Here is a 21,449-nt window from a genome sequence, read left to right on the forward strand (position 1 = left end):
ACACCTCTCCCTAGCCCTCTCCTAAAAGGAGAGGGAACATCCACTAAAATATTTGCTTTCATGAAGTTAGATGCTACTCCCTCTCCCTCAGGGAGAGGGCTGGGGTGAGGGTATTTAAAATGGAAAATAAAAAATGAAATTAGACCCACAATTATTAGAATTTGCCAAAAACATGCGAAGTAATGCGACAGATGCAGAACACCTTTTGTGGCAACTACTTCGAGCAAAACGATTTATGAATCTGAAATTCCGCCGTCAGCATGTGATTGCGCCATATATTGTGGATTTTTACTGTCATGAATTAGGTTTGGTCATTGAGTTAGATGGTAATCAGCACGGTACTGACGATGGAAAAGAATATGACGCTGCACGAACTAAATTTTTAGAAGCTTTAGGTTTAAAAGTAGTGCGGTATTGGAATCATGATGTGTTGGGACGGACAAATATGGTGTTGGAGGTGTTGTATCAGATTTGTTTTGAACTTCAAAATAACGTATTACGTGAAAGTGAATCTAAAAGATATATATAAAAAATAAGATTTTAAAATCCTGATTTTTTATATTAAAGTTACTAAAGGTATAGTTTTTGAGCTTTAGATTATGGGGTTATTATGAATGCAAAAGTTGAGATTAAAAGTAAAGAAGATCATGGACTTTGGTATGACAATAATATTGATCCCTACAAAGGGTTGGCGGAAATTATTGCTGTAACCTTAAAAAATTCATTAATTTCCCAAAAAATTAGCTTCGTTGATGTACCTTATCGTCCAAAAACTAAAAAAAGTTTTTTGAAGAAAATTGAAGATAAGCTAACTGAAAAAGATTATAGCCCTGAATCTATGACGGATTTAGCTGGTATCCGCATTATCACATTAATTGAATCCGATGTTCAAAAAGTATGTGATTTAGTTAGTAAAATGTTTAACGTACATCAGGCTGATAGTGTTAATAAATCTGAAAAACTAGGTGAAGAAAAAGTTGGTTATTGTTCAGTTCATTTTGTTTGTGATGTAGGAGAAGAGAGGGAAAAATTACCTGAGTTTTCCGCTTATAAGGGGCTATGCTTTGAAATTCAAGTTCGAACAGCGTTGGAGCATGCATGGGCTGAAATTGAACATGATCGTGGTTATAAATTAGGTGGAAAGTTGCCATCCCATCTTAATAGACGCTTTAAACTTCTTTCAGGCTTATTGGAATCAGCTGATTTAGAGTTTAATCGATTAACAGTTGAAATTGAGGAATATGCAAAACAATTGGATGTAAGTATTAAAAAAGATCAAGTAAACTATGAATTAACAAGTATTGGTTTAAAAACGTTGTTAAGTGATAAGTATAGTAAATATATAGATGAATATTCTAATAATTATCACATTGATTTAGCTGTTAAAGAGTTAAATCAATTTGGAATAAAAAATCTTAAAGAATTAGATGAACTTATTAGGGTGTGTTGACATTTCATAGCGGTAGCCAAATAAATATACAGACTAAAGCAACTGAATTTTCGTAGTTCCGCTTTAGCTTGTCATAACGTGTTGCAATTCCCCTAAATTGCTTGAGTCTAGCAAAGGTATTCTCCACTAAGTGCCTGATTTTATATAAGTGCCAGTCCATATAATCATTGTTCGATCGTGTATTGGATTTCTTTGGAATATTTGCTTTAGTCGCTGTTTTTTCTATCTGCTCTCTCAATAATTCTGAGTCATATCCTTTATCTGCACAAAGCACATCGGTATCTTTTAAATCAATGCTATCGACTAATGCAGGTGCAACACTCACATCATGGGTGGTGCCATCATGAATGAGAAATTGGATTGGGTTCCCATTTGAATCCACAGCTAAATGGATTTTAGTACTGTTTCCACCGATGCTTCTTGAAATAGCTTGATCCTTGAGTCCTGTAGCATGTTGATGTGCTCGAATATGGCTAGCATCAATAAACACCCATTCTAGATCAGCATGTTTTGATAATAATTTAAATATTTTTAGTAGCTTATTATCTTTAGACCACCTGGTGAATCGTTTAAATATGGTGTTGGACTTACCAAAAGATTCAGGTAAATCTCGCCAAGGACAACCTGTTCTAATTCTATAGAGAATGGCTTCAATAAAATTTCGAAGATTATGTTTGAGGTAGATCCCCAAATTGTGGACAATAGATTTCAGCTTTAACCAGTGTTGATCATTCAGCATTGTACGAGTCATAGCGAGGAGTAAATTTGGTTTGGCGATTGAATTTTACTTTCTCGCTATTTTTTTGCACAGCAAATGTCAACAGACCCTAATAAAAATCCCCTCATTTGAGGGGATTTTTGAATCAAACTACTGCTTAAAGCGCAGCAATTTGCTCCATACTCTGCTTAATTTTCGCTAACTGATCAGCAAACTCAGCCAATTTCACTTTTTCACCTTCAACAACCGCTGCTGGTGCTTTCGCTACAAAACCTTCATTTGCAAGTTTAGTTGCAATTTGGTCATGCTGCTTTTGCACTTTGTCTAAGTCCTTCTGCAAACGACCCAATTCAGCTTTAGGATCAATCAAGCCTTTCATTGGAACAAATACAGACACATGACCAACGACAGACGAAGAAGACAATGGTGGTTGTTCGCCGTCAGCCAAGAAAGTAATGCTTTCTACTTTCGCTAAAGCTTTAAACAAAGCTTCAATACGTGTGATCTGTGCTTTCTCAGCTTCTGTTGTGTTTTGAAGCAATACTGGCAATAAACGTGCATTACCTAAGCCCATTTCACCACGGATGTTACGCACCGCACCAATCAAGCCTTGTAACCACAACATATCAGCTTCAGCTTGTTCGTTTACACGCTCAGGATTCGCAACAGGGTATTGCGCAAGCATAATACTTTCGCCTGAGATACCAAGTTTCGGTGCAAGCGTTTGCCAAATTTCTTCAGTCAAATACGGCATCAAAGGATGTGCAAGACGCAAAGATGCTTCCATTACTGCAAGGAGTACACGACGCACTTCTGCTTTACGTTCAACCGATACATTTTCATCATTCAGAACTGGCTTAGTCAGTTCGACATACCAGTCACAGTATTCATTCCAAATGAATTCGTAAATCGCTTGCGCAGCCAAATCTAAACGGTAAGTTGCAAAGGCTTGTTGTACCGCAGCTTCGGCTTTTTGCAGACGGCTCACGATCCACTGTTCAGGCAATTCCCAAAGGTCTTGACGAATTTCAGTACCAATCACTTGCTCTTCGCAGTTCATCATCACGAAACGGGTTGCGTTCCAGATTTTGTTAGCAAAGTTACGGTAACCTTCAACACGTTTCATGTCGAACTTAATGTCACGACCTGTGTTCGCTAGTGCACAGAAGGTGAAACGAACTGCGTCAGTACCATAAGCTTGAATGCCTTCTGGGAATTCTTTACGCGTTGATTTTTCAATCTTCGCGGCTTGTTTCGGGTTCATTAAACCTGTAGTACGTTTTTGTACAAGCTCTTCAAGGTCAACACCGTCAATCAAATCCAATGGGTCAAGCACGTTGCCCTTAGACTTCGACATTTTCTGACCTTCGCCATCACGGACTAAGCCATGAACATAGACCGTTTTAAACGGTACTTGTGGCGTACCATCTTCATTCTTCATGAAGTGCATCGTAAACATAATCATACGAGCAACCCAGAAGAAGATGATGTCAAAACCAGTGACTAATACATCAGTAGGGTGGAACGTATTAAGGAAATAGTTTTCCGCATCTTTCTTGGCATCGCCAGTCCAACCTAAAGTTGAGAACGTCCAAAGTGCTGAAGAGAACCAAGTATCGAGTACATCTTCATCTTGATTTAATACAACATCGGCAGGGATATTGTTTTTGGCACGAACTTCAGCTTCGTCACGACCGACATAGATATTGCCTTCAACGTCGTACCAAGCAGGGATACGGTGACCCCACCAAAGCTGACGAGAGATACACCAGTCTTGGATGTTGTTCATCCACGCCATGTACATGTTGCTGTACTGCTCAGGCACAAATTTAATGTCACCATCTTTCACCGCTTTAATAGCAGGTTCAGCAAGCGGTGCAATTTTTACATACCATTGGTCTGTCAGTAATGGCTCTACGATTACACCCGAACGATCACCGCGAGGTGGTTTAAGTGTGTAAGGTTGAACTTGATCTAACCAGCCTTCAGCTTCAGCTTGTTCAACTAGTTTTTTACGTGCAGCAAAACGCTCTAAACCAATATAGTCCGCAGGGGCAGGGATGGTTTTAGAAATTTGCTCGCCTGCTTTAGCGATATATTCAAACTCAGCCAATACTTCTGCATTTTTGTTGAAGATATTGATGATTGGCAATTCACAACGCTTACCGACTTCATAGTCGTTAAAGTCGTGCGCAGGGGTGATTTTCACACAGCCTGTACCGAATTCTTTATCAACATATTCATCTTTAACGATTGGAACAGCACGACCTGTAATTGGCAGGATAATGTTCTGACCCACAAGGTGCGTGTAGCGTTCATCATCCAGCGCTACAGCAACCGCGGTATCACCTAACAAAGTTTCAGGACGTGTGGTTGCCACCACGATGTGGTCTTTACCATCATGGGTACGTAGGTTTTTATCTTCAAAGAAGTATTTGAAGTGCCACAGTGAACCTGCTTCTTCTTTATCAGACTCAACTTCAAGGTCAGAAAGGGCAGTTTGTAGCTTCGGATCCCAGTTCACTAGGCGTTTGCCACGGTAGATCAAGCCATCTTCATGCAGTTTAACGAAAACTTCTTTTACTGCATTTGATAAACCTTCATCCATAGTGAAGCGTTCACGCGACCAGTCCACTGATGAACCTAAACGACGAATTTGACGTGTAATCGTACCGCCAGATTGTTCTTTCCATTCCCAAACTTTTTCAATAAATTTTTCACGACCTAAATCATGACGGCTCACGCCTTGAGCGCCTAATTGACGTTCAACCACCATTTGCGTTGCAATACCCGCATGGTCTGTACCTGGTTGCCATAAGGTGTTTTTACCAGACATACGGTTGTAACGCGTCAGTGCATCCATGATGGCATTGTTAAAGCCATGACCCATGTGCAAGCTACCCGTGACGTTCGGCGGCGGAATCATGATACAGAATGATTCACCTTGACCTGATGGTTTGAAATAACCTTGTTGTTCCCAGATTTGATACCACTTCTTTTCGATCTCAGTTGGATCGTAAGTTGTTGCGATATTTTGAGCAGATTGAGCGTCAGTCATAGTACAGAAGATCAAAATAGAATAAAAAATTGTATCTATTGTAGCAAAAAATCCTTACTTCTGTAGGCGCATTTCGGCAACTCATATCGCTGTTTAATCAACATTAAAAAAATAATGTTTGAGCTGTACGATTTAGTCAGATTGTTTACATCTATATCGACATTATTGAGGCTGTTTCAGCTTTTATTTGGAATAATAAAAGCTCTATTCCATCTATTTAGAAGATTAAGTTTTTGATTCTTCGATAAAGCCGATGAAATGCGTTGGTTTTTTTTAACAAAAACGTTAGATTTATGTGTATTGGATCACATAATAAAAATGTGAATGCATAAAACAACAATATAAAAATGCGAAAAAATTAAAAAAGGATGGTTCTGATGAGTTATTCAATTCTATTAAAAATTAATGAAGTGACACATGAACAATTTGAGTCGATTCGCCAGCAACTCAATGCTGGAGCACATGAAAGCCAATCAAGGATTTTAGGAGAGGTGCTTTCAGAAATAGCCTGTGAAATTGTTGAGCAAGTTTTTTCAGTTTTACTGATCCAAAATCGCCAACCCAATCAATTGGCTCAAAAATATACACATGATTCTGAAAAAGTGATTCAACAAATTATCGGTGCAGTTCGCAAATATATGCCTTGGTCGATTGCTTTATTTGGCAATGACCGTTTATGTCCTTTTGCGAATTATTTTTCCGATATGATCAAATACCATGATGAGCAAGTCTATGTATCTTATCCGATCGATCGAAATTTAGTTCAGCAAGCACATGCACTTGTAACGCAATTAAAGAATAATGAAATCAGTGATATGGTTGAAGTGTTTCAGACTTTAATTCAAATTATTGATTTAGGCGTGACCAATCTCATCCGTGAACCAAAAAAATGTCTTAATTTCAATAGAGTAGTGGATAAAACCCTCAATGGTGTAATTAATATGACCGCACAGCTTAGCTATAAGCGTTTGGAAAAAATGGGAAACCAAGTTGACCCAAATGCCGCTTCAGATTGCGTTAATCACTTTTTGGCATTTATGCATGTTGATACGGAATAGATTGTGATAAATTCGGCGTGTACACAGCCAAAAATGATAGAAAAATAGATTCATGGATACATAAGGGCTTACATACAAGCCCTTATTTTTTGGAATCTTAAAAATAGGGTTATTAGAATGAACACCGCCGTTTTTTTAAATATTCAACCAGATACTTACGCAAGATTTGCACATATTCGCTCACAACTACTACAGGGCAGTAAAGAAAGCCAAGCCAATGCATTAGGAAGTGTGTTGTCTGAAATGTCTTGTGAAGTCATTGAACAAGTCTTTATGGTTTTATTACAAGAAAATCAGCATTATTCTCAAACAGGTGAATCTGAAAAAGTCATCAATCAAATTTTGGAAGCGATTCGTAAATACATGCCTTGGTCGGTTTCATTTTTTGGTAATGATCGTCTTGTGCCTTTAGTTGAATATTTATCTAAAACTTTTCAAATCGAAGATGAAACGGTTTATATGACTTACCCGATTGAGCAACACCTCGCTCAGAAAGTCAAAACTTCGAGTCAAAAATTGGCAGAGGGCGATAGTAGTGAAATTCAGAATGCGTTAAAACTTTTGACTGAAGTAATTGATATCGGTGTAACTCATCTGATTCGAGAACCTAAAAAGTGTTTAAAATTCAATTTTGTAGTCGATAAAACTTTAAATGGTGTGATTAATATGACCACCCATCTTGGTTATAAGCGTTTAGAAAAACTAGGGACACAACTTGATCAGAAAGTAGCTGCAACCTACGTTGATTATTTCTTGAATTTTATGCGCCAACAAGCTTAGCGAGGGAATTAATATGACGAAGCTCAAAAGTCTTGAAAATAAAGTCGTCTGGATTACAGGGGCTTCTTCTGGCTTAGGCAAAGCTTTAGCACGAGAATGTGCTCTGCAAGGTGCGCAAGTGGTTTTGACTTCACGGCGTTATGACGAATTGGAGGCTGTCCGTGTCGGTTTACTCAAACCTGAGCAGCACCTGTCGATTGCTGCGGATATTACCGATGAAGCCCAAGTTCGGCATGCCTATGAACAGGTCTTGGCTTGCAAAGGTCGTATTGATTGGTTGATGAATAATGCGGGTTTGAGTCAACGTGCGCTGATTCAAGATACGACCATGCAGACCGAACGAGCGATTATGGAAGTCGATTACTTTTCACAAGTCTTCTTTACCAAAACTGTATTGCCAACATTGTTGAAGCAAAAGTCCGGTCGAGTTGTGTTTGTATCCAGTGTCGCAGGGTTATTAGGGACACAATATCGTGCCAGTTATTCTGCCGCTAAAGCAGCTATTCACATGTGGGCAAATAGTTTGCGTGCTGAAGTTTCAAAAGATGGTGTCAATGTTTCCGTCGTATTCCCTGGTTTTGTCAAAACTAATGTTTCATTTAATGCTTTAAATGGTGAAGGTAAACCACAAGGGCATCAAGATGAAGCCATTGAAAATGGTTTGGATGCTGATCAATTCGCAGAACGCGTGGTTCAAGCATTGATGGTAGGGGATGAATATATTGTTGTTGGCGGGAAAAAAGAACAATTGGGTGTCTTGGTCTCTCGTTTATCTCCAAGTTTGTTGTATAAAATGATTCGCAAAATGAAAGTGAAATAAGCGTGAACAATCCTAAGAAAGCGGTTTTCAATTGGAGTGGTGGTAAAGATTCAGCATTAGCCCTGTATACGGTGTTACAGCAAGATGAGTTTGAAGTGGTCGCGTTATTAACCACGGTGAATGAAGAAACGGAATTGTCATCTATGCATGCGATTCCATTTTCTTTGTTAATGAAACAAGCTGAAAGTATTGGGATTCCACTTTATCCTGTATTTTTACCCAAAAATCTTCCTGCATATGAGCAACGCATGTTAGATGCTGCTCATCATTTTAGAGCGCAAGGCGTTGAACATTTTATCTTTGGTGATATTTACCTGAGCGATGTACGCAAATATCGAGAAGACCGTTTAAATCCTTTAGGTATAGAAGTGGTAGAGCCGATATGGAACCTGAACTCGAATGAAGTGATGCAGAACTTTTTGGATTCGGGAATTAAAACCAAAATCATTGTGACCGATGCCAGTAAATTAGACGAGTCTTTTATCGGACAAGATATTGATGCTGCTTTGCTTGAGAGGATACCAAGTGAAGTCGATGTCTGTGGTGAAAATGGTGAGTACCATACCTTTGCTTATGCGGGTGCTTTATTTAAAAATCCAGTACAGTTTGAAATTACTGAGACTCGAAAAATGTCATACGAGTTTAAGTTAGAAGATGGGGGAGAGAAAACCTATCACTATTGGCAAGCGATTTTTGCTGAGTAGCTGAGTTGTCCTGATGCAGTATGTGCAACAGGACATAAATCTTTAAGATTGATGAAAGATCGCCGTACCATAAGCAAATACTTCAACCATCCCACCTTGCATGCCCAGTTCTGTGGTGCTGAGTCGAACGCCCATAATATGGTTCGCGCCTATTCTATCTGCTTCTTGCTTGAGGCGAAGCATAGCTTCACGACGTGCTCTTTCCACAATGCTTTCGTAACTCACTAGACGACCACCAAAGAAATTTCGAATGGTTGCCAATACATATTTAAAATAATCATGTGAGATCACCACATTACTACTGATCATTTGTCCATTTGAACTGGTTTCGATAAAGCGATTGGTATCGATACGAATATGAGCATATTGTTTTTCTTTTTCATCAAGTTCACGTAAGTGTTTTTGTTCGATATGACGACCAAAACCCCAACCGACTGAAAATAGAATAAGAAAAATGACAATTTGAAAAATTAATCCATCCATTGTATTTCCTACGAGCTAAATGGATCAGGTAGTTTAGGTGTAACAGGTTGAACAACTACCGCTGTGCCGTATACAAAAAGCTCAGATGCACCTTGAGCAATATTCGATGTCGAAAAACGAATACCTACAATTGCATTCGCACCTAAACCACGTGCCTTGTCGATCATGCGTTGGGTTGCTTCTTGGCGAGATTCTTCTAGGAGTTCTGTATAACCCGTCAATTCGCCACCAACGATATTTTTTAAACCCGCCATAAGATCACGCCCAACGTGTTTACTACGGACAGTGCTACCATAAACCACATCAAGTTGACGTGAGATTGTGTGACCGGGTACAGATTCTAAACTGCTTAGTAACATAGTTTTTTCTAAATCATTGAAATTATCTTCTTGAAGATAAGAAATATTCGCAATACTTGCAATAAAAAAGCCCACCGAAGTGAGCTTTTTTTATCTATCAATTATTTCAATTATTGAGCAGCACGGACTTCAGCACTTGACGGTTGTTGTATTACCGTTTCGCTACTGTTTGCTTTTAAGCCACCACCGAGCGTCTTATAAAGTTCAACTTGATTGTTTAAGTTAGCTTGTTGTAATAACAATAAACCTTGCTCAGCAGAGTATGCAGAACGTTGTGCATCTAATACGGTTAAATAGCTATCAATACCAGCACGGAAGCGAGCATTTGAAAGTTTATAAGTAGTATTGGTCGCTTCAACTAAACGCGTTTGAGCTGTTAAACGGTCACCAATATTTGCACGCGTTGCTAATGCATCATTCACTTCACGGAAAGCAGACTGTATAGACTTTTCATAGTTAGACAATGCAATTTTCTGATCGGTTTCTGAGATTTTGACATTGGCTTTACGAGTGCCCCAGTCAAAAATTGGCATATCGATACTTGGGCCGATAGACCAAATTCCATTACCTGATTTAAATAAATCACTTAAATCAGTAGATGCATATCCCGCTGTGCCTGTAAGGCTAATGGTTGGAAATAATTGTGCTTTAGCCGCACCAATATTTGCACCAGCAGCACTAAGTTGATATTCCGCAACTTTTACATCTGGACGATTATTTAACAAATCACTCGGTAAACCCGCTGAGAAGACAGTTTTTTGGGTAATTCGAGGCACTTGTTGTTGTGGTAATAGATTTTGTGGAACTTGTTGTCCCACTAATAAATTCAACAAGTTTTGCGCTTGGGCAATTTGTGTTTTGTAGTTCGCTACATCATTACGAGCTGTTTCAACAGAAATTTGTGCTTGACGCAATGGAATCTCGCTGTCAATGCCGACATCAAAACGCTTTTTATTCAGATTATAGGAATCTTGTTGCGCTTTGAGCGTTTGATCAGCAAGCTTGAGTTGTGCATTTGCAAATGAATAGGTCAGCCAAGCTTGAGTTACTTCACTGATTAAACTAATTTGCGTTGCATCACGTGAGCTTTGTGTACCCAAGTAATTATCTAATGCAGCATCTTTTAAACTACGCACACGTCCCCAAAAGTCTAATTCATAAGAGGTTAGACCCAATCCCACTCTGTAGGTTGATGATGGGTTCGTGTCAAGAGAAGAGCTAACTTGACGTATTGCGCTACCGCTTGCACCAATTGTAGGTAATTGATTGTTTTCTGAAATTCGGTACTGTTGTTGCGCTTTTTGAATGTTCAAAGCTGCAGTACGCAAATCACGGTTATTGGCAAGAGCCAAATCAATCACTTGTAACAGACGTTGGTCAGCGAAGAAGTCTTTGTAACCTTGTTCTGCGATAGATGTACCAGAAGCATTGCTATAAGAGGCATAGCTTTCAGGAGTGCCAGTGCTCACAACAGGCTCTGGCCCGCGCATGCTTTGGCAAGCTGCCAAAGAAAGCGCAAGTGCAGAGATTGCAAAGCCACGACTAGAAATAGACCATACAGTTTGCATCACGATCAATGCTCCTGAGTATTTAAAGTTTTAGGTTTGTACTTAAAGATACTACGAATCCACACGAAGAATACTGGGATAAAGAAGATACCTAAAAGCGTTGAAGAAATTACGCCACCGAGTACACCATAACCAACAGAATGTTGACTACCAGCACCTGCACCACTTGCTAATGCGAGTGGTAATACACCAAAACCGAAGGCAAGTGTGGTCATGATAATCGGACGTAGACGCATTTTTGCAGCATGTAACGTTGCTTCAAATAGTTCTTCGCCTTTTTCTTGCAATTCTTTAGCAAACTCTACAATTAAAATCGCATTTTTTGCAGAAAGACCAATTACAGCTACGATTGCGACTTGGAAATAAATGTTAAAGGATAAGTTTGGATCACCTTTAATCACCATGCCTAACCATGTCATTGTGAATGCACCAACGATACCTAGAGGTACAACCAACAATACCGAAATTGGAATTGCCCAGCTTTCATAAAGCGCAGAAAGACATAGGAATACGATTAATAATGAAAGAATTAATAATGGAACTGTTTGGTTGCCAGAATCACGTTCTTCAAGAGATAAACCTGTCCATTCATAGTCGAAACCTTGTAAGCCCATAGATGGTAACTTACCAATGATTTCTTCCATTGCTAACATGGCATCACCAGAACTCACACCAGGAGCAGGAGTACCTTGAATATTTACAGATGATACGCCGTTGTAACGCTCAAGACGTGGTGAACCATAGGTCCATTCACCTTTAGCAAATGCTGAGAATGGAACCATTTCACCTTTGCTGTTACGTACATACCATTTGTTTAAGTCTTCAGGCATCATGCGGGTATCTGCTTCACCTTGAACATAAACTTTCTTCACACGACCACGGTCAACGAAGTCATTGATATAAGAACCACCCCAAGCCATGCTCATGGTGCTATTAATATCAGCAATACTCACACCCATTGCACCAGCTTGCGCTTGATCAACTGTGATTTTGTATTGTGGTGTGTCTTCTTGACCATTTGGACGTACACCTGCAAGACGTTTGTCTTGTGATGCCATACCCAAAATTGCGTTACGTGCAGCAATTAGCTTGTCATGACCTTGACCACTCACATCTTTTAATTGAATGTCAAAACCAGAGGAAACACCTAATTCAGGCATAGCAGGCAATTGTAGAGGCATGATGTAAGATGCATCTTTTACAATCATGTTTAATGCCATACCACGTTGAATAATGGCACCAATTTGTGATTCAGGTGTTGTACGTTCGCTCCAGTCTTTCAGTTTAATAAAGGCAAGACCCGCATTTTGACCAACCCCTGTAAATGAGAAACCAGATACGGTAAAGATCGACTCTACGTGTTCTTTTTCTTTATTTAAGAAGTAGTCCGTCATGGTGGTGATGACTTTATCAGTCCGTTCAAGACTTGCGCTAGGTGGTAATTGAACCAGTGTCATGACCACGCCTTGATCTTCTTCTGGTAAGAAAGAAGAAGGCAACATTTTGTATAAACCAACCAACGCAGCAATAACGACGACATAAATCACCCCAGAGAAGAATTTATGATGGGTCATACGATTGACACCACCTTGATATTTCTCTGAAAGCTTTTCAAAGCCATTATTAAAACCACGGAAGAAACGTGCAAAGATGCCGTTGCTTTGTTCTTTGTTTGGATCGTGCTGTTTCAGCAAGGTTGCACAAAGGGCAGGGGTAAACGTCAATGCAACGATTAAAGACAAAATCATTGCGGTTACTAAGGTGATCGAGAACTGACGGTAAATTACACCCGTTGTACCACCAAAGAATGCCATCGGTACGAATACCGCAGTTAATACACTGGTAATACCAATTAACGCACCTGAAATCTGACCCATCGACTTTTCAGTAGCAGGTACAGGTTCAAGATGCTCTTCTTGCATGACACGTTCGACGTTTTCAACCACAACGATCGCATCATCGACGAGAAGACCAATCGCAAGAACCATCGCAAACATAGTGAGCGTATTGATTGAGAAGCCGAAGATGTTAATCACGGCAAATGTACCCAATACCACTACAGGAACAGCAAGTGTAGGGATAATCGTCGCACGCCAATTCTGCAAGAATAAGAACATTACGATGAACACGAGCACAACTGCTTCAATCAGCGTATGTACTACACTTTCAATCGAAAGCTTCACAAATGGCGTCGTATCGTAAGCAAGCTTATCTTTCAAACCGTTTGGATAGTTCACACGTAATTCAGACAAGCGCTTTTCAACTGCGGCAGCTGTATCTAGCGCATTTGCACCAGTCGCCAGCTTGATTGCCACACCACCCGCAGGATTACCGTTAAACTTAGAATCAAATTGATAGTTGTCAGAGCCTAATTCAACACGAGCAACATCACTTAAACGAACTTGTGCACCATCTGCTGAGTTCTTTAAAAAAATATTTTTAAATTGCTCTGGGGTTTGCAACATGCTTTGCGCATTCACCGTTGCATTCAGCACTTGTCCTGTCGTTGCTGGAGCACCACCGAGCTGTCCTACAGCAACTTGAGCATTTTGAGCACGAATCGCTGCTGCAACATCTGAAGGTGTTAAATTGAAACTGCTGAGTTTAGCTGGATCGAGCCAAATACGCATTGCATATGAGCCACCAAAAACTTGTACTTCACCCACACCTGCAACACGACTAAGCGGTTCAGAAATGTTTGAGTTTACATAGTCTTTAATATCTGATGCAGAAAGCGATCCATCAGGCGAATAAAATGCAACAACTTGCATAAAGCTCGCGCCTGATTTGGTTACTCTTACCCCTTGACGTTGTACGTCTTCTGGCAAAAGTGCTGTCGCAGATTGTAGTTTATTTTGAACTTGAACTTGAGCGATATCAGGATCAATACCTTGTTCAAAGTTCAAATTAATAGATGCCTGACCATTACCAGCACTGTTTGACGAAATGTAACGCAAACCATCTAAACCATTCATTTGTTGTTCAATGATTTGGGTTACCGTATTTTCAACAGTCTGTGCCGAAGCACCAGGATAAGTTGCAGAAATTGTCACCGTGGGGGGAGCAATTGTCGGGTATTGTGCAACAGGCATTTTTGTTAGCGTAAGAATACCCGCCAACATAATGACCAGTGCAATCACCCATGCAAAAATTGGGCGATGGATAAAAAATTGAGCCATGCAATCTACCCCTTACACTTGTGAAGTAGCTTTTTGTTCAGCTTTTGATGAGTCAGCCTGCTTTTGTTCATTTGCTTTAGGCGCAGCATTTTGACCCTGTTGTTTAGCTTGAGGTTGATAAGGTTTGGTAGAGACTTCTTGTCCCTCTTTTACCTTAGCAACACCATCTACAACCACTTTATCACCTGCTTTTAAACCTTCGGTCACGATCCAATCTTGACCTTGAACACCAGCGGTCGTGATAGGACGAGTTTCAACCGTACCTTTAGCATTTACAATCAGAGCAATTGCTTGTCCTGTTGGTAAGCGAGTGATCGCAGCTTGAGGAATCAGGTAAGCGTTTGGTAAAACTGCTTGAGATATTTTTGCTGTCGCATACATACCTGGCAGTAATAAGTGATTTGGATTTGGGAAAACTGCACGTAAAGTCACAGTACCTGTTTCAGGGTTAACACTTGCACCCGCGAACGCCAATTGACCTTCGATTGGATAGTCTGAACCATCTTCGAGTGTAATTTTGACACGCGTGTTATTACTATTGTTTAAGTTACCTTTGCTCAACTGTTGACGCAGACGTAACATCTCAGCACTTGATTGATTAATATCTACATAAATCGGATCAAGTTGTTGAATAGTCACTAAAGGATCAGCTTGATTCGCAGTCACTAATGCGCCAGAAGTCACTGATGAGCGACTAGACTGACCAGAAATAGGAGCACGTACAGTTGAATAACCTAAATTAATCTCAGCATTCTTTAAAGCCGCTTGAGATGCTGCGACATCAGCTTCAGCCAATTGAACTTGAGCATTGATATCATCATACTCTTGTTTAGAAACAGCATTGGTACTCACAAGTTGACGATAACGACCTTCTTTAACACGAAGTGCGTTTAAGTTTGCTTGCTGACGTAATAGTGCTGCACGCGCATTATCTGCTGTTGCACGATTGGTATTCGCATCAATTTGATAAAGTGCTTGACCTGCTTCAACATAACTGCCTTCAGCAAATAAACGCTTTAAAATAACACCGCCCGTTTGAGGACGAACTTCTGAAATTTGATAAGCAGAGGTTCGACCGGAAAGTTCGACATTCTGTTCAACACTTTGCGGTTGAGCGACGATGACACCGACTTCAGGAGGTGGCATTTTTTGAGCAGCAGCAGCTTGCTCAGCATTTTTAGGGTCTTTGCTACAACCAACAAGCGCAATGCTTGTTGCTAATGCGCAAGCAGTCAGGGCAGGTGCCCAAAGCTTAGCCGACATCATTATTCCACCTCAGTTTAGATTTTTTATCTAAAAACAAATTATTGCTGAAATTGCTTTGATACAGCCAAAACCAAAGCAAGGAAGTCAAAATCAACCCAATTCCCCAACCTGCGAAAACATCAGTTGGAAAGTGTACCCCTGCGTAAACTCTAGATATCCCCATGAATAAAAACCATAAAGTAGATACTAAAATGATGCTGATGCGATATTTATGTTGTTGAGACAACAATATCGCTAAACTCGCAAGGGTTGCAGCATAAAGGCTATGGGCACTTGGGAAGGATGCACCATAACTATGAACCAAGTGATAAAATTCCAAAGGTCTTGGTCGATCAACGCCCCATTTCAGAAGCCAACCAATCGCAATACTTCCACTTATACTCAAAGCAATAAAAATCACATTCTTATAGTTTTTAATCCACGTTTGATAAATACACAAAAATGTAGTTAAAAATAATAAAAATGGCATTCCACCTAGTCGAGCAAGTAGAACTGTCACATGGTTAGGCATGAATGAACGGTGTTCAAAAAAAGCTTGAACACTAAAACGATCAAAAGCTAATGTATTCGGGGAAAATAACCCGAACACACCTATTCCAAAAAAAAAGCAACCAATACAAGGCAGTAGGTACGGCATGCGAACCTCAATTAAATGCTTAACCATTGTTTAGGGTTGTCGAATGGTATAAAGTGTACTTGCGAGTACACTTTTGGTCAAGTCTTGAAATTTTATGATAATTTCATTTTCATCTTTTTATAAGATGTAGTAAAAAAACATAACAAAATTTGATTAGTGTCTCACTTTTGAACCTGTTGTACTTTGCTCTTCAACTTCAATAGGTTGTTTAGGTGGCCAAAAGAAGTCACTTGGACGAGTAAGGAAGTGGGTCATCACCAATTTAGCCAAAGGTTTCCATTGAGCAAAGCGAACCCGACGAGCACGAAGCGCGACAATAATTGTCAACGTGAAACTGACGAATAAGTTGGTTAGGCCAATCAGCATAACCCCTAAAAATGACACAATGATTAATGCAAGATCAGGGCTGCCAATCGTCATCAAACCCTGAATGAAGTTTGCAGAAGCGAATGCAATATGGCGAATATCTAAAGGTAAACCTAAAATAAATCCGATGGTTCCCATGCTGCCTAACATAATACCAAATAGAAAATTACCCGCCAAAGCGCCTAAATTCGTTTCAATATAAGTCGCAAACTTATCTAAGCGTTGCTGACCCATTAGACTTTTCAAGCGACGATGTTGTTTCAGTCGTGGTCCAACTTTGCGATAAATGGCTAAGTTATCAAAATATCCTGCAAGTAAGCCTGATAAAAATAAGCATACTCCCGCAATAGCAGCGTGCGGCACAGCTAATGAGGTAAATGGGTTTAAACTATGGAGGACTGCAGCCGATTTACTATGATTCAGTAAAGGTTCACCTAGATTGTATTGCCACAAAAAGGTGATGAGCGCGGCTGTTGGTATCGCAATTGAAATATTTCCTAAGATTGCAATAAATTGAGTACGAATGATATTAATAATCAATGCAGCCAGTTCAGCAATTTGAGCTGTTTTACTGCCTTTTTGTTGTTGTACCGTAGATGCAAGTGCTGCCGCTGTCATTGCTGGCTGTTTTGTTGCGACAGTAAAGTGGAGGACATGAATGAGCATAAAACCCAATGCATAGTTCATGCTATATAGAAATGCATGTCCGAAAGGTGCTAAAACTAATCGAGCCGTTAATATTTTCAGCGTTGCCATGGTGGCAATAATAGCGCCCGCACCAGCCGCAGCTTTGTACATACCAAAAAAGCCAGCTTTATCGGTACTTACATAATGTTCACCCGTTTTACTGGCATTTTCAGTCACTTGCAGCGCAATTAACTCACTGGTTGAACTCAGTAAATGACGAACACTCTTTTCGTCATAATGTGCTTTGGTCACATCAATCAGTAGTTCACCCAATGCAACATATCTCACTTCATCTTTACTTGCGAGTAAACTCAACAGAAGTTCAATACGATCAATCGCTTGTTCAAGCAGTGACAATAGATAAGTTAAGCTAATGCTCACCCCAATTCTTCGCGTTGCTCTACGAATTTTCAATACCACTTCTCGGCATTGATCAAGCATTACAAAAGCTTGTGAAGCATCAGGTGGCGGCATGACAACCACGGCATCTTGGTCATCTATTTGTTTTTTATATTTTTCAATAAATTCGACAATTTCTCGGTTTTGTACCAAGAACGGAGATTCGTATTCGGTGATCTCTGGTTGTGCATTAATAAATTCTGGATATAAGCCAATTCCACTGATGCGATAAGATAAAACCGTGATCGCTTTGATGAGCTCATTTTTAGAAATTTGCTTTTCGATGGTATTACTTTGACTTTCACTAATTAAACTAAATAATGAAATCCAATCTTGTTTTTCAATGAGATCAAGCCATTCATGATCATTTTCTTGATGAAAAATTTTTCCGACTAAAGTACGAAGCTGTTGTCCATCTTCAACCAAAGGAAGGAAATGAGCACCTAAACGTTGACTTAACTGGTTCCAAAAGCCATCTAAAGATAAGATTCCACTGTCTGCATATAAACTGAGTTGTTTATATTGACTAATGAGTTTGAGTAAAAAGTTTTGCAATAAAATGGCGGAGGTGGGGGTAAGTAATAGCGTACGAATAAATGTATGAATACGCTGTTTGACTTCCTCAGCATCATTCGGATTTTTAGGTCGTAAACGATTGACCAACTCAATAATTAGATTTTCATCAAGAACAGTTTGAGTCTGATCAAGCTGTTCCTGCATTTTTAAAAATAAATCAGATAAATTTAAATGCATGGGCACTCAGAAAGTTATTGTAGTCGATGTAACGCCATTAAAGTCAGATTCATTAGTGCTTGACGATATTCATTATCTGGCAAAGCTTTTAAAGCTTCTAAAGCGGCATCCGTTTCCTGTTGAGCACGTTTTTGACAATAGTCTAAACCACCCGAATTGTGCACAATTTCAATGACTCTATCCAAATGTTCAACACCACCAGTGGCAATACTACGACGAATAATCGCATGATCCTCACCAGTAGAATGAGCCAACGCTGAAATTAACGGCAAAGTAGGTTTACCTTCCATTAAATCATCACCAATATTTTTACCTAATGTTTCAGCATCAGAAGTGTAATCTAAAATATCGTCAATAATTTGAAAGGCATTTCCAAAATGTCCTGCATAACGACGCAGAGGCTCTCGGTATTCTTCTGTACCCGCTAAAATCGCTGCGCCTTCAGTTGCAAGTTCAAACAGGCGAGACGTTTTACCATGAATAATCCGAAGATAGGTTTCTTCGGTGGTATCAGGTTGATGCTGTGCTTGAAGTTGTAAAACTTCACCCTCAGCAATTTCACATGTTCCAGTGGAAAACACTTTTAACAGACTAATACTATTTAAGTCGACCAATAAATCAAATGAACGCGCAATCAGAAAGTCACCAACCAGTACCGCAGTTTGATTATTCCATGTTGCATTCGCTGTAGGGCGACCACGTCTCAAGTTTGATTCATCGACAACATCATCATGTACTAAAGTTGCAGTATGCAGCATTTCTATGATCGCAGCCAAATGTTGGGCTTGTAGCATATTTTCCACGCCACACGCTCGAGCCGCAAGCAAACACATGATTGGACGCATACGCTTTCCGCCAGCTTCAACAACATGTTTACTCACTGACATAACCAAGCCGACTTTAGAGCTAATTCCTTCATTGATCAGATGATCCATCGCAGCAAAATCTGTCGCAACAGGGGAGAGAATGTCTTGCTTAAAATCGATAACCATATGAAGAAAAACCTCTTACAGGTGGGCAATGCGCTAAGTGTATCAATTAATATGTTGCTAAACAGTTATACAGCTGCGTATTAGGTCATTTAGAACATAATGATGAGTTTTTTGATCTTAATTTAGACAGAAAAAAGCAATTTTCTACTAAACTTCATTACTTTACTAATGACTTTATAAAAACACAGTTTGGTCTTGTCGCAATTTGTTTTTAAAAATGTATTGTAAATCACTGAAAGAATCAATCAAAACCAGCTAGATTAAATCTAATTGATTTTACTAAAAAATATAAATGCTGCGCTTAGATATGTTCATTTATGCAAAATCACTTGTTGTTTGATCAATTTTCACTTAAAATTTGTCCCCTTGTATAACCCCAGTGGCGATCGTCTTAAGTTCGGTATATCCCTTTATCGACACGACGACACGGGCATGTTGGAGTACATTATGTACGCAGTAATCCAAAGCGGTGGTAAACAGCACCGTGTTGTTGAGGGTGAAACCCTTAAAGTAGAATTATTGAAAGCTGAAACTGGCGCGACTATTACGTTTGATGACGTATTAATGGTTGTTAACGGCGAAAGCATTCAAATCGGTGCTCCAGTAGTAGCTGGCGCAAAAGTAACTGCAGAAGTAGTTGGCCATGGTCGTCACGACAAAATTCGCATCATCAAAATGCGTCGTCGTAAACACTACCGTAAGCAACAAGGTCACCGTCAATGGTTTACCGAGTTGAAAATTACTGGTATCGCAGGCTAACTCAGGAGTAAATAGACATGGCAACTAAAAAAGCCGGTGGATCGACGAAGAACGGTCGTGATTCGAATCCTAAGATGTTAGGTGTTAAAGTTTACGGTGGTCAAACTGTAACTGCTGGTAACATCATCGTTCGTCAACGTGGTACAGAATTCCACGCTGGTGCAAATGTTGGTATGGGCCGTGACCATACTTTATTTGCTACTGCTGACGGCGTAGTAAAATTTGAAGTGAAAGGTCAATTTGGCCGTCGCTATGTAACTGTTGAAGCTTAAGTTTTAATAGTTCGAGAAAACCCGCATTGAGCGGGTTTTTTTATGTATCTAAGTTTTAAGGTGTGCTTTAATCTGAGTGTTTTCCAAAACTTCCCGCTTTTAAGTCTTCGTATGCCTGTAAAATTTCTTCATAGCTGTTCATAACAAAAAATCCATGTCCATTAATCGGCTCATGCAGCGGTTTTGCAGATAAAAATAACAAATCGCAATTTTCTAATGCGGTAATTGCAACATTGTTGTCAAAACTAGACATAACCGCCATAGCCTGTTCTTCCAAGATATCTTCATCAGCAGAAAATTGAAGCTTGCCACGGCGCAAATAAATCAGAGTACTATCTCCGTGTTCTGCTGGCAGAATGAGTTGATTTCCTTTAGACAAATGAACGTCAAGTACATTCATCGGGCTAAAAGTCTGAGCAATACCTTCAATTGTCTGAAACTCACCTGCCACAATACGAACATAACCTGCATTATTTTCGAGTAAGACTTTTGGAATATTGCTATTCGATAAACTTTGATAGTGTGGTGCAGACATTTTATCTTTTGCGGGCAGATTGACCCACAATTGCACCATTTCAAAGTAACCACCACGCTCGCGAAAAGCAGGGCTAAAATGTTCTGTATGCTGAATGCCAGAAGCAGCGGTCATCCATTGCACATCACCTTCTTGAATGACACCGCCGTTGCCAATAGAATCTTGATGTTCTAATTCACCTGAAAAAACGAAAGTGACTGTTTCAAAACCACGATGTGGATGTTGATCTACCCCTTTCTTATTGCTTTTCGGTGCTAAACGACCTGGTCCGAGATGATCCAAGAGTAGAAAAGGAGACGTGGTATTACCAAGTTCCTGATAAGAAAATACAGAAAGTGCAGGATAGAAGTCACCAATTGCAAATCGAGTATCATTGCGGTGAATAAAGGCAAGGCTTTTCATTCGTTATACTTCTAAATAGAGCTTGTACTAGACTAACAAAATCTAATTTTTCGTCTAGCATGTTGTTGATAAACAGTTTCTCATTTCAGATATAATCATTAAAATTGTATGCTTCTTTGATCTTTATCGCTAAGCGCTTTTATTATTACAATCTCTACATAAAGGCTGTAACTTCATACATAATGCAGAACTTTGCGACACGAA

At 39.6% G+C, this 21,449-nt stretch carries 19 protein-coding genes; 8 read left to right on the plus strand and 11 right to left on the minus strand.

Annotated elements, in window-relative coordinates; genetic code table 11:
- The first annotated feature begins 133 nt into the window (after positions 1-133).
- A complete protein-coding gene (locus tag NGC85_RS03990; RefSeq protein WP_254804918.1) occupies positions 134-529 on the plus strand; it encodes an endonuclease domain-containing protein in 396 nt (131 codons plus the stop codon).
- 81 nt (positions 530-610) lie between these two features.
- Complete coding sequence (locus NGC85_RS03995) at positions 611-1,450, plus strand: GTP pyrophosphokinase family protein (protein WP_302885518.1); 840 nt, start codon at positions 611-613, stop codon at positions 1,448-1,450.
- A gap of 4 nt (positions 1,451-1,454) precedes the next feature.
- On the opposite strand, the gene NGC85_RS04000 is transcribed toward NGC85_RS03995, so the two are convergent.
- Both NGC85_RS04000 and NGC85_RS04005 read right to left on the minus strand, forming a co-directional pair.
- Positions 1,455-2,201 carry an IS5 family transposase gene (locus NGC85_RS04000; protein ID WP_254731670.1) on the minus strand — a complete coding sequence of 249 codons (747 nt, stop codon included), beginning with the start codon at positions 2,199-2,201 and terminating at the stop codon, positions 1,455-1,457.
- Between the two features lie 124 nt (positions 2,202-2,325).
- Positions 2,326-5,226 (minus strand): valine--tRNA ligase, encoded by a 2,901-nt coding sequence (locus NGC85_RS04005; protein WP_254804919.1) that lies wholly within the window; start codon positions 5,224-5,226, stop codon positions 2,326-2,328.
- A 377-nt stretch (positions 5,227-5,603) separates the two neighbouring features.
- Between NGC85_RS04005 and NGC85_RS04010 the strand changes: the two genes are divergently transcribed.
- From NGC85_RS04010 to NGC85_RS04025, 4 genes are all read left to right on the plus strand, one after another.
- Positions 5,604-6,284 (plus strand): hypothetical protein, encoded by a 681-nt coding sequence (locus NGC85_RS04010; RefSeq protein WP_254804920.1) that lies wholly within the window; start codon positions 5,604-5,606, stop codon positions 6,282-6,284.
- A gap of 117 nt (positions 6,285-6,401) precedes the next feature.
- Positions 6,402-7,064, plus strand: a complete 663-nt coding sequence (locus tag NGC85_RS04015) for a hypothetical protein (RefSeq protein ID WP_005055731.1) — start codon at positions 6,402-6,404, stop codon at positions 7,062-7,064.
- Between the two features lie 13 nt (positions 7,065-7,077).
- Positions 7,078-7,884, plus strand: coding sequence for an SDR family NAD(P)-dependent oxidoreductase (locus tag NGC85_RS04020; protein WP_254804921.1), 807 nt, complete (start codon positions 7,078-7,080; stop codon positions 7,882-7,884).
- The gene (locus tag NGC85_RS04025; protein WP_254805546.1) at positions 7,881-8,588 is read left to right on the plus strand and encodes an adenine nucleotide alpha hydrolase; all 708 of its coding nucleotides are present in this window, start codon (positions 7,881-7,883) and stop codon (positions 8,586-8,588) included. Before NGC85_RS04020 ends, NGC85_RS04025 begins: the two co-directional genes overlap by 4 nt.
- A 42-nt stretch (positions 8,589-8,630) precedes the next feature.
- On the opposite strand, the gene NGC85_RS04030 is transcribed toward NGC85_RS04025, so the two are convergent.
- From NGC85_RS04030 to sdsA, 8 genes are all read right to left on the minus strand, one after another.
- Entirely contained in the window at positions 8,631-9,071 is a 441-nt protein-coding gene (locus NGC85_RS04030; protein ID WP_254804922.1) for a YbjQ family protein, read from the minus strand.
- 8 nt (positions 9,072-9,079) lie between these two features.
- Positions 9,080-9,430: a YbjQ family protein gene (locus tag NGC85_RS04035; RefSeq protein WP_254805547.1), complete on the minus strand. Its 351-nt coding sequence runs from the start codon at positions 9,428-9,430 to the stop codon at positions 9,080-9,082.
- 110 nt (positions 9,431-9,540) lie between these two features.
- Complete coding sequence (gene adeK, locus NGC85_RS04040; RefSeq protein WP_169110702.1) at positions 9,541-10,998, minus strand: multidrug efflux RND transporter AdeIJK outer membrane channel subunit AdeK; 1,458 nt, start codon at positions 10,996-10,998, stop codon at positions 9,541-9,543.
- 5 nt (positions 10,999-11,003) lie between these two features.
- Entirely contained in the window at positions 11,004-14,177 is a 3,174-nt protein-coding gene (gene adeJ / locus NGC85_RS04045) for a multidrug efflux RND transporter permease subunit AdeJ (RefSeq protein WP_254804923.1), read from the minus strand.
- A gap of 12 nt (positions 14,178-14,189) precedes the next feature.
- The gene (locus NGC85_RS04050) at positions 14,190-15,443 is read right to left on the minus strand and encodes an efflux RND transporter periplasmic adaptor subunit (protein ID WP_254804924.1); all 1,254 of its coding nucleotides are present in this window, start codon (positions 15,441-15,443) and stop codon (positions 14,190-14,192) included.
- Positions 15,430-16,080, minus strand: coding sequence for a phosphatase PAP2 family protein (locus NGC85_RS04055; RefSeq protein WP_254804925.1), 651 nt, complete (start codon positions 16,078-16,080; stop codon positions 15,430-15,432). The genes NGC85_RS04050 and NGC85_RS04055 overlap by 14 nt, the downstream gene beginning before the upstream one ends.
- Before the next feature lie 153 nt (positions 16,081-16,233).
- A complete protein-coding gene (locus NGC85_RS04060) occupies positions 16,234-18,285 on the minus strand; it encodes a site-specific recombinase (protein ID WP_254804926.1) in 2,052 nt (683 codons plus the stop codon).
- Positions 18,286-18,299: 14 nt separating this feature from the next.
- Positions 18,300-19,277 (minus strand): All-trans-nonaprenyl-diphosphate synthase, encoded by a 978-nt coding sequence (gene sdsA / locus NGC85_RS04065; RefSeq protein ID WP_254804927.1) that lies wholly within the window; start codon positions 19,275-19,277, stop codon positions 18,300-18,302.
- 447 nt (positions 19,278-19,724) lie between these two features.
- Between sdsA and rplU the strand changes: the two genes are divergently transcribed.
- Both rplU and rpmA read left to right on the plus strand, forming a co-directional pair.
- The gene (gene rplU / locus NGC85_RS04070; protein ID WP_005055701.1) at positions 19,725-20,036 is read left to right on the plus strand and encodes a 50S ribosomal protein L21; all 312 of its coding nucleotides are present in this window, start codon (positions 19,725-19,727) and stop codon (positions 20,034-20,036) included.
- Positions 20,037-20,053: 17 nt separating this feature from the next.
- A complete protein-coding gene (rpmA, locus tag NGC85_RS04075; protein WP_004640422.1) occupies positions 20,054-20,308 on the plus strand; it encodes a 50S ribosomal protein L27 in 255 nt (84 codons plus the stop codon).
- 67 nt (positions 20,309-20,375) lie between these two features.
- Here rpmA and NGC85_RS04080 read toward each other — a convergent pair whose 3' ends face one another.
- A complete protein-coding gene (locus NGC85_RS04080) occupies positions 20,376-21,245 on the minus strand; it encodes a pirin family protein (RefSeq protein ID WP_254804928.1) in 870 nt (289 codons plus the stop codon).
- Positions 21,246-21,449 lie beyond the last annotated feature (204 nt).

Source organism: Acinetobacter sp. Z1 (assembly GCF_024296945.1).
GTDB lineage: Bacteria > Pseudomonadota > Gammaproteobacteria > Pseudomonadales > Moraxellaceae > Acinetobacter > Acinetobacter beijerinckii.

Coding starts and splice junctions, on each gene's coding strand:
- adeK (WP_169110702.1), bottom strand. CDS start 10,998: ATGCAAACTGTATGGTCTATTTCTAGTCGTGGCTTTGCAATCTCTGCA.
- NGC85_RS04020 (WP_254804921.1), top strand. CDS start 7,078: ATGACGAAGCTCAAAAGTCTTGAAAATAAAGTCGTCTGGATTACAGGG.
- NGC85_RS04060 (WP_254804926.1), bottom strand. CDS start 18,285: ATGCATTTAAATTTATCTGATTTATTTTTAAAAATGCAGGAACAGCTT.
- sdsA (WP_254804927.1), bottom strand. CDS start 19,277: ATGGTTATCGATTTTAAGCAAGACATTCTCTCCCCTGTTGCGACAGAT.
- NGC85_RS04000 (WP_254731670.1), bottom strand. CDS start 2,201: ATGACTCGTACAATGCTGAATGATCAACACTGGTTAAAGCTGAAATCT.
- NGC85_RS04050 (WP_254804924.1), bottom strand. CDS start 15,443: ATGATGTCGGCTAAGCTTTGGGCACCTGCCCTGACTGCTTGCGCATTA.
- rpmA (WP_004640422.1), top strand. CDS start 20,054: ATGGCAACTAAAAAAGCCGGTGGATCGACGAAGAACGGTCGTGATTCG.
- NGC85_RS04005 (WP_254804919.1), bottom strand. CDS start 5,226: ATGACTGACGCTCAATCTGCTCAAAATATCGCAACAACTTACGATCCA.
- NGC85_RS03990 (WP_254804918.1), top strand. CDS start 134: ATGAAATTAGACCCACAATTATTAGAATTTGCCAAAAACATGCGAAGT.
- NGC85_RS04030 (WP_254804922.1), bottom strand. CDS start 9,071: ATGGATGGATTAATTTTTCAAATTGTCATTTTTCTTATTCTATTTTCA.
- NGC85_RS03995 (WP_302885518.1), top strand. CDS start 611: ATGAATGCAAAAGTTGAGATTAAAAGTAAAGAAGATCATGGACTTTGG.
- NGC85_RS04055 (WP_254804925.1), bottom strand. CDS start 16,080: ATGCCGTACCTACTGCCTTGTATTGGTTGCTTTTTTTTTGGAATAGGT.
- NGC85_RS04035 (WP_254805547.1), bottom strand. CDS start 9,430: ATGTTACTAAGCAGTTTAGAATCTGTACCCGGTCACACAATCTCACGT.
- NGC85_RS04080 (WP_254804928.1), bottom strand. CDS start 21,245: ATGAAAAGCCTTGCCTTTATTCACCGCAATGATACTCGATTTGCAATT.
- adeJ (WP_254804923.1), bottom strand. CDS start 14,177: ATGGCTCAATTTTTTATCCATCGCCCAATTTTTGCATGGGTGATTGCA.
- NGC85_RS04015 (WP_005055731.1), top strand. CDS start 6,402: ATGAACACCGCCGTTTTTTTAAATATTCAACCAGATACTTACGCAAGA.
- rplU (WP_005055701.1), top strand. CDS start 19,725: ATGTACGCAGTAATCCAAAGCGGTGGTAAACAGCACCGTGTTGTTGAG.
- NGC85_RS04010 (WP_254804920.1), top strand. CDS start 5,604: ATGAGTTATTCAATTCTATTAAAAATTAATGAAGTGACACATGAACAA.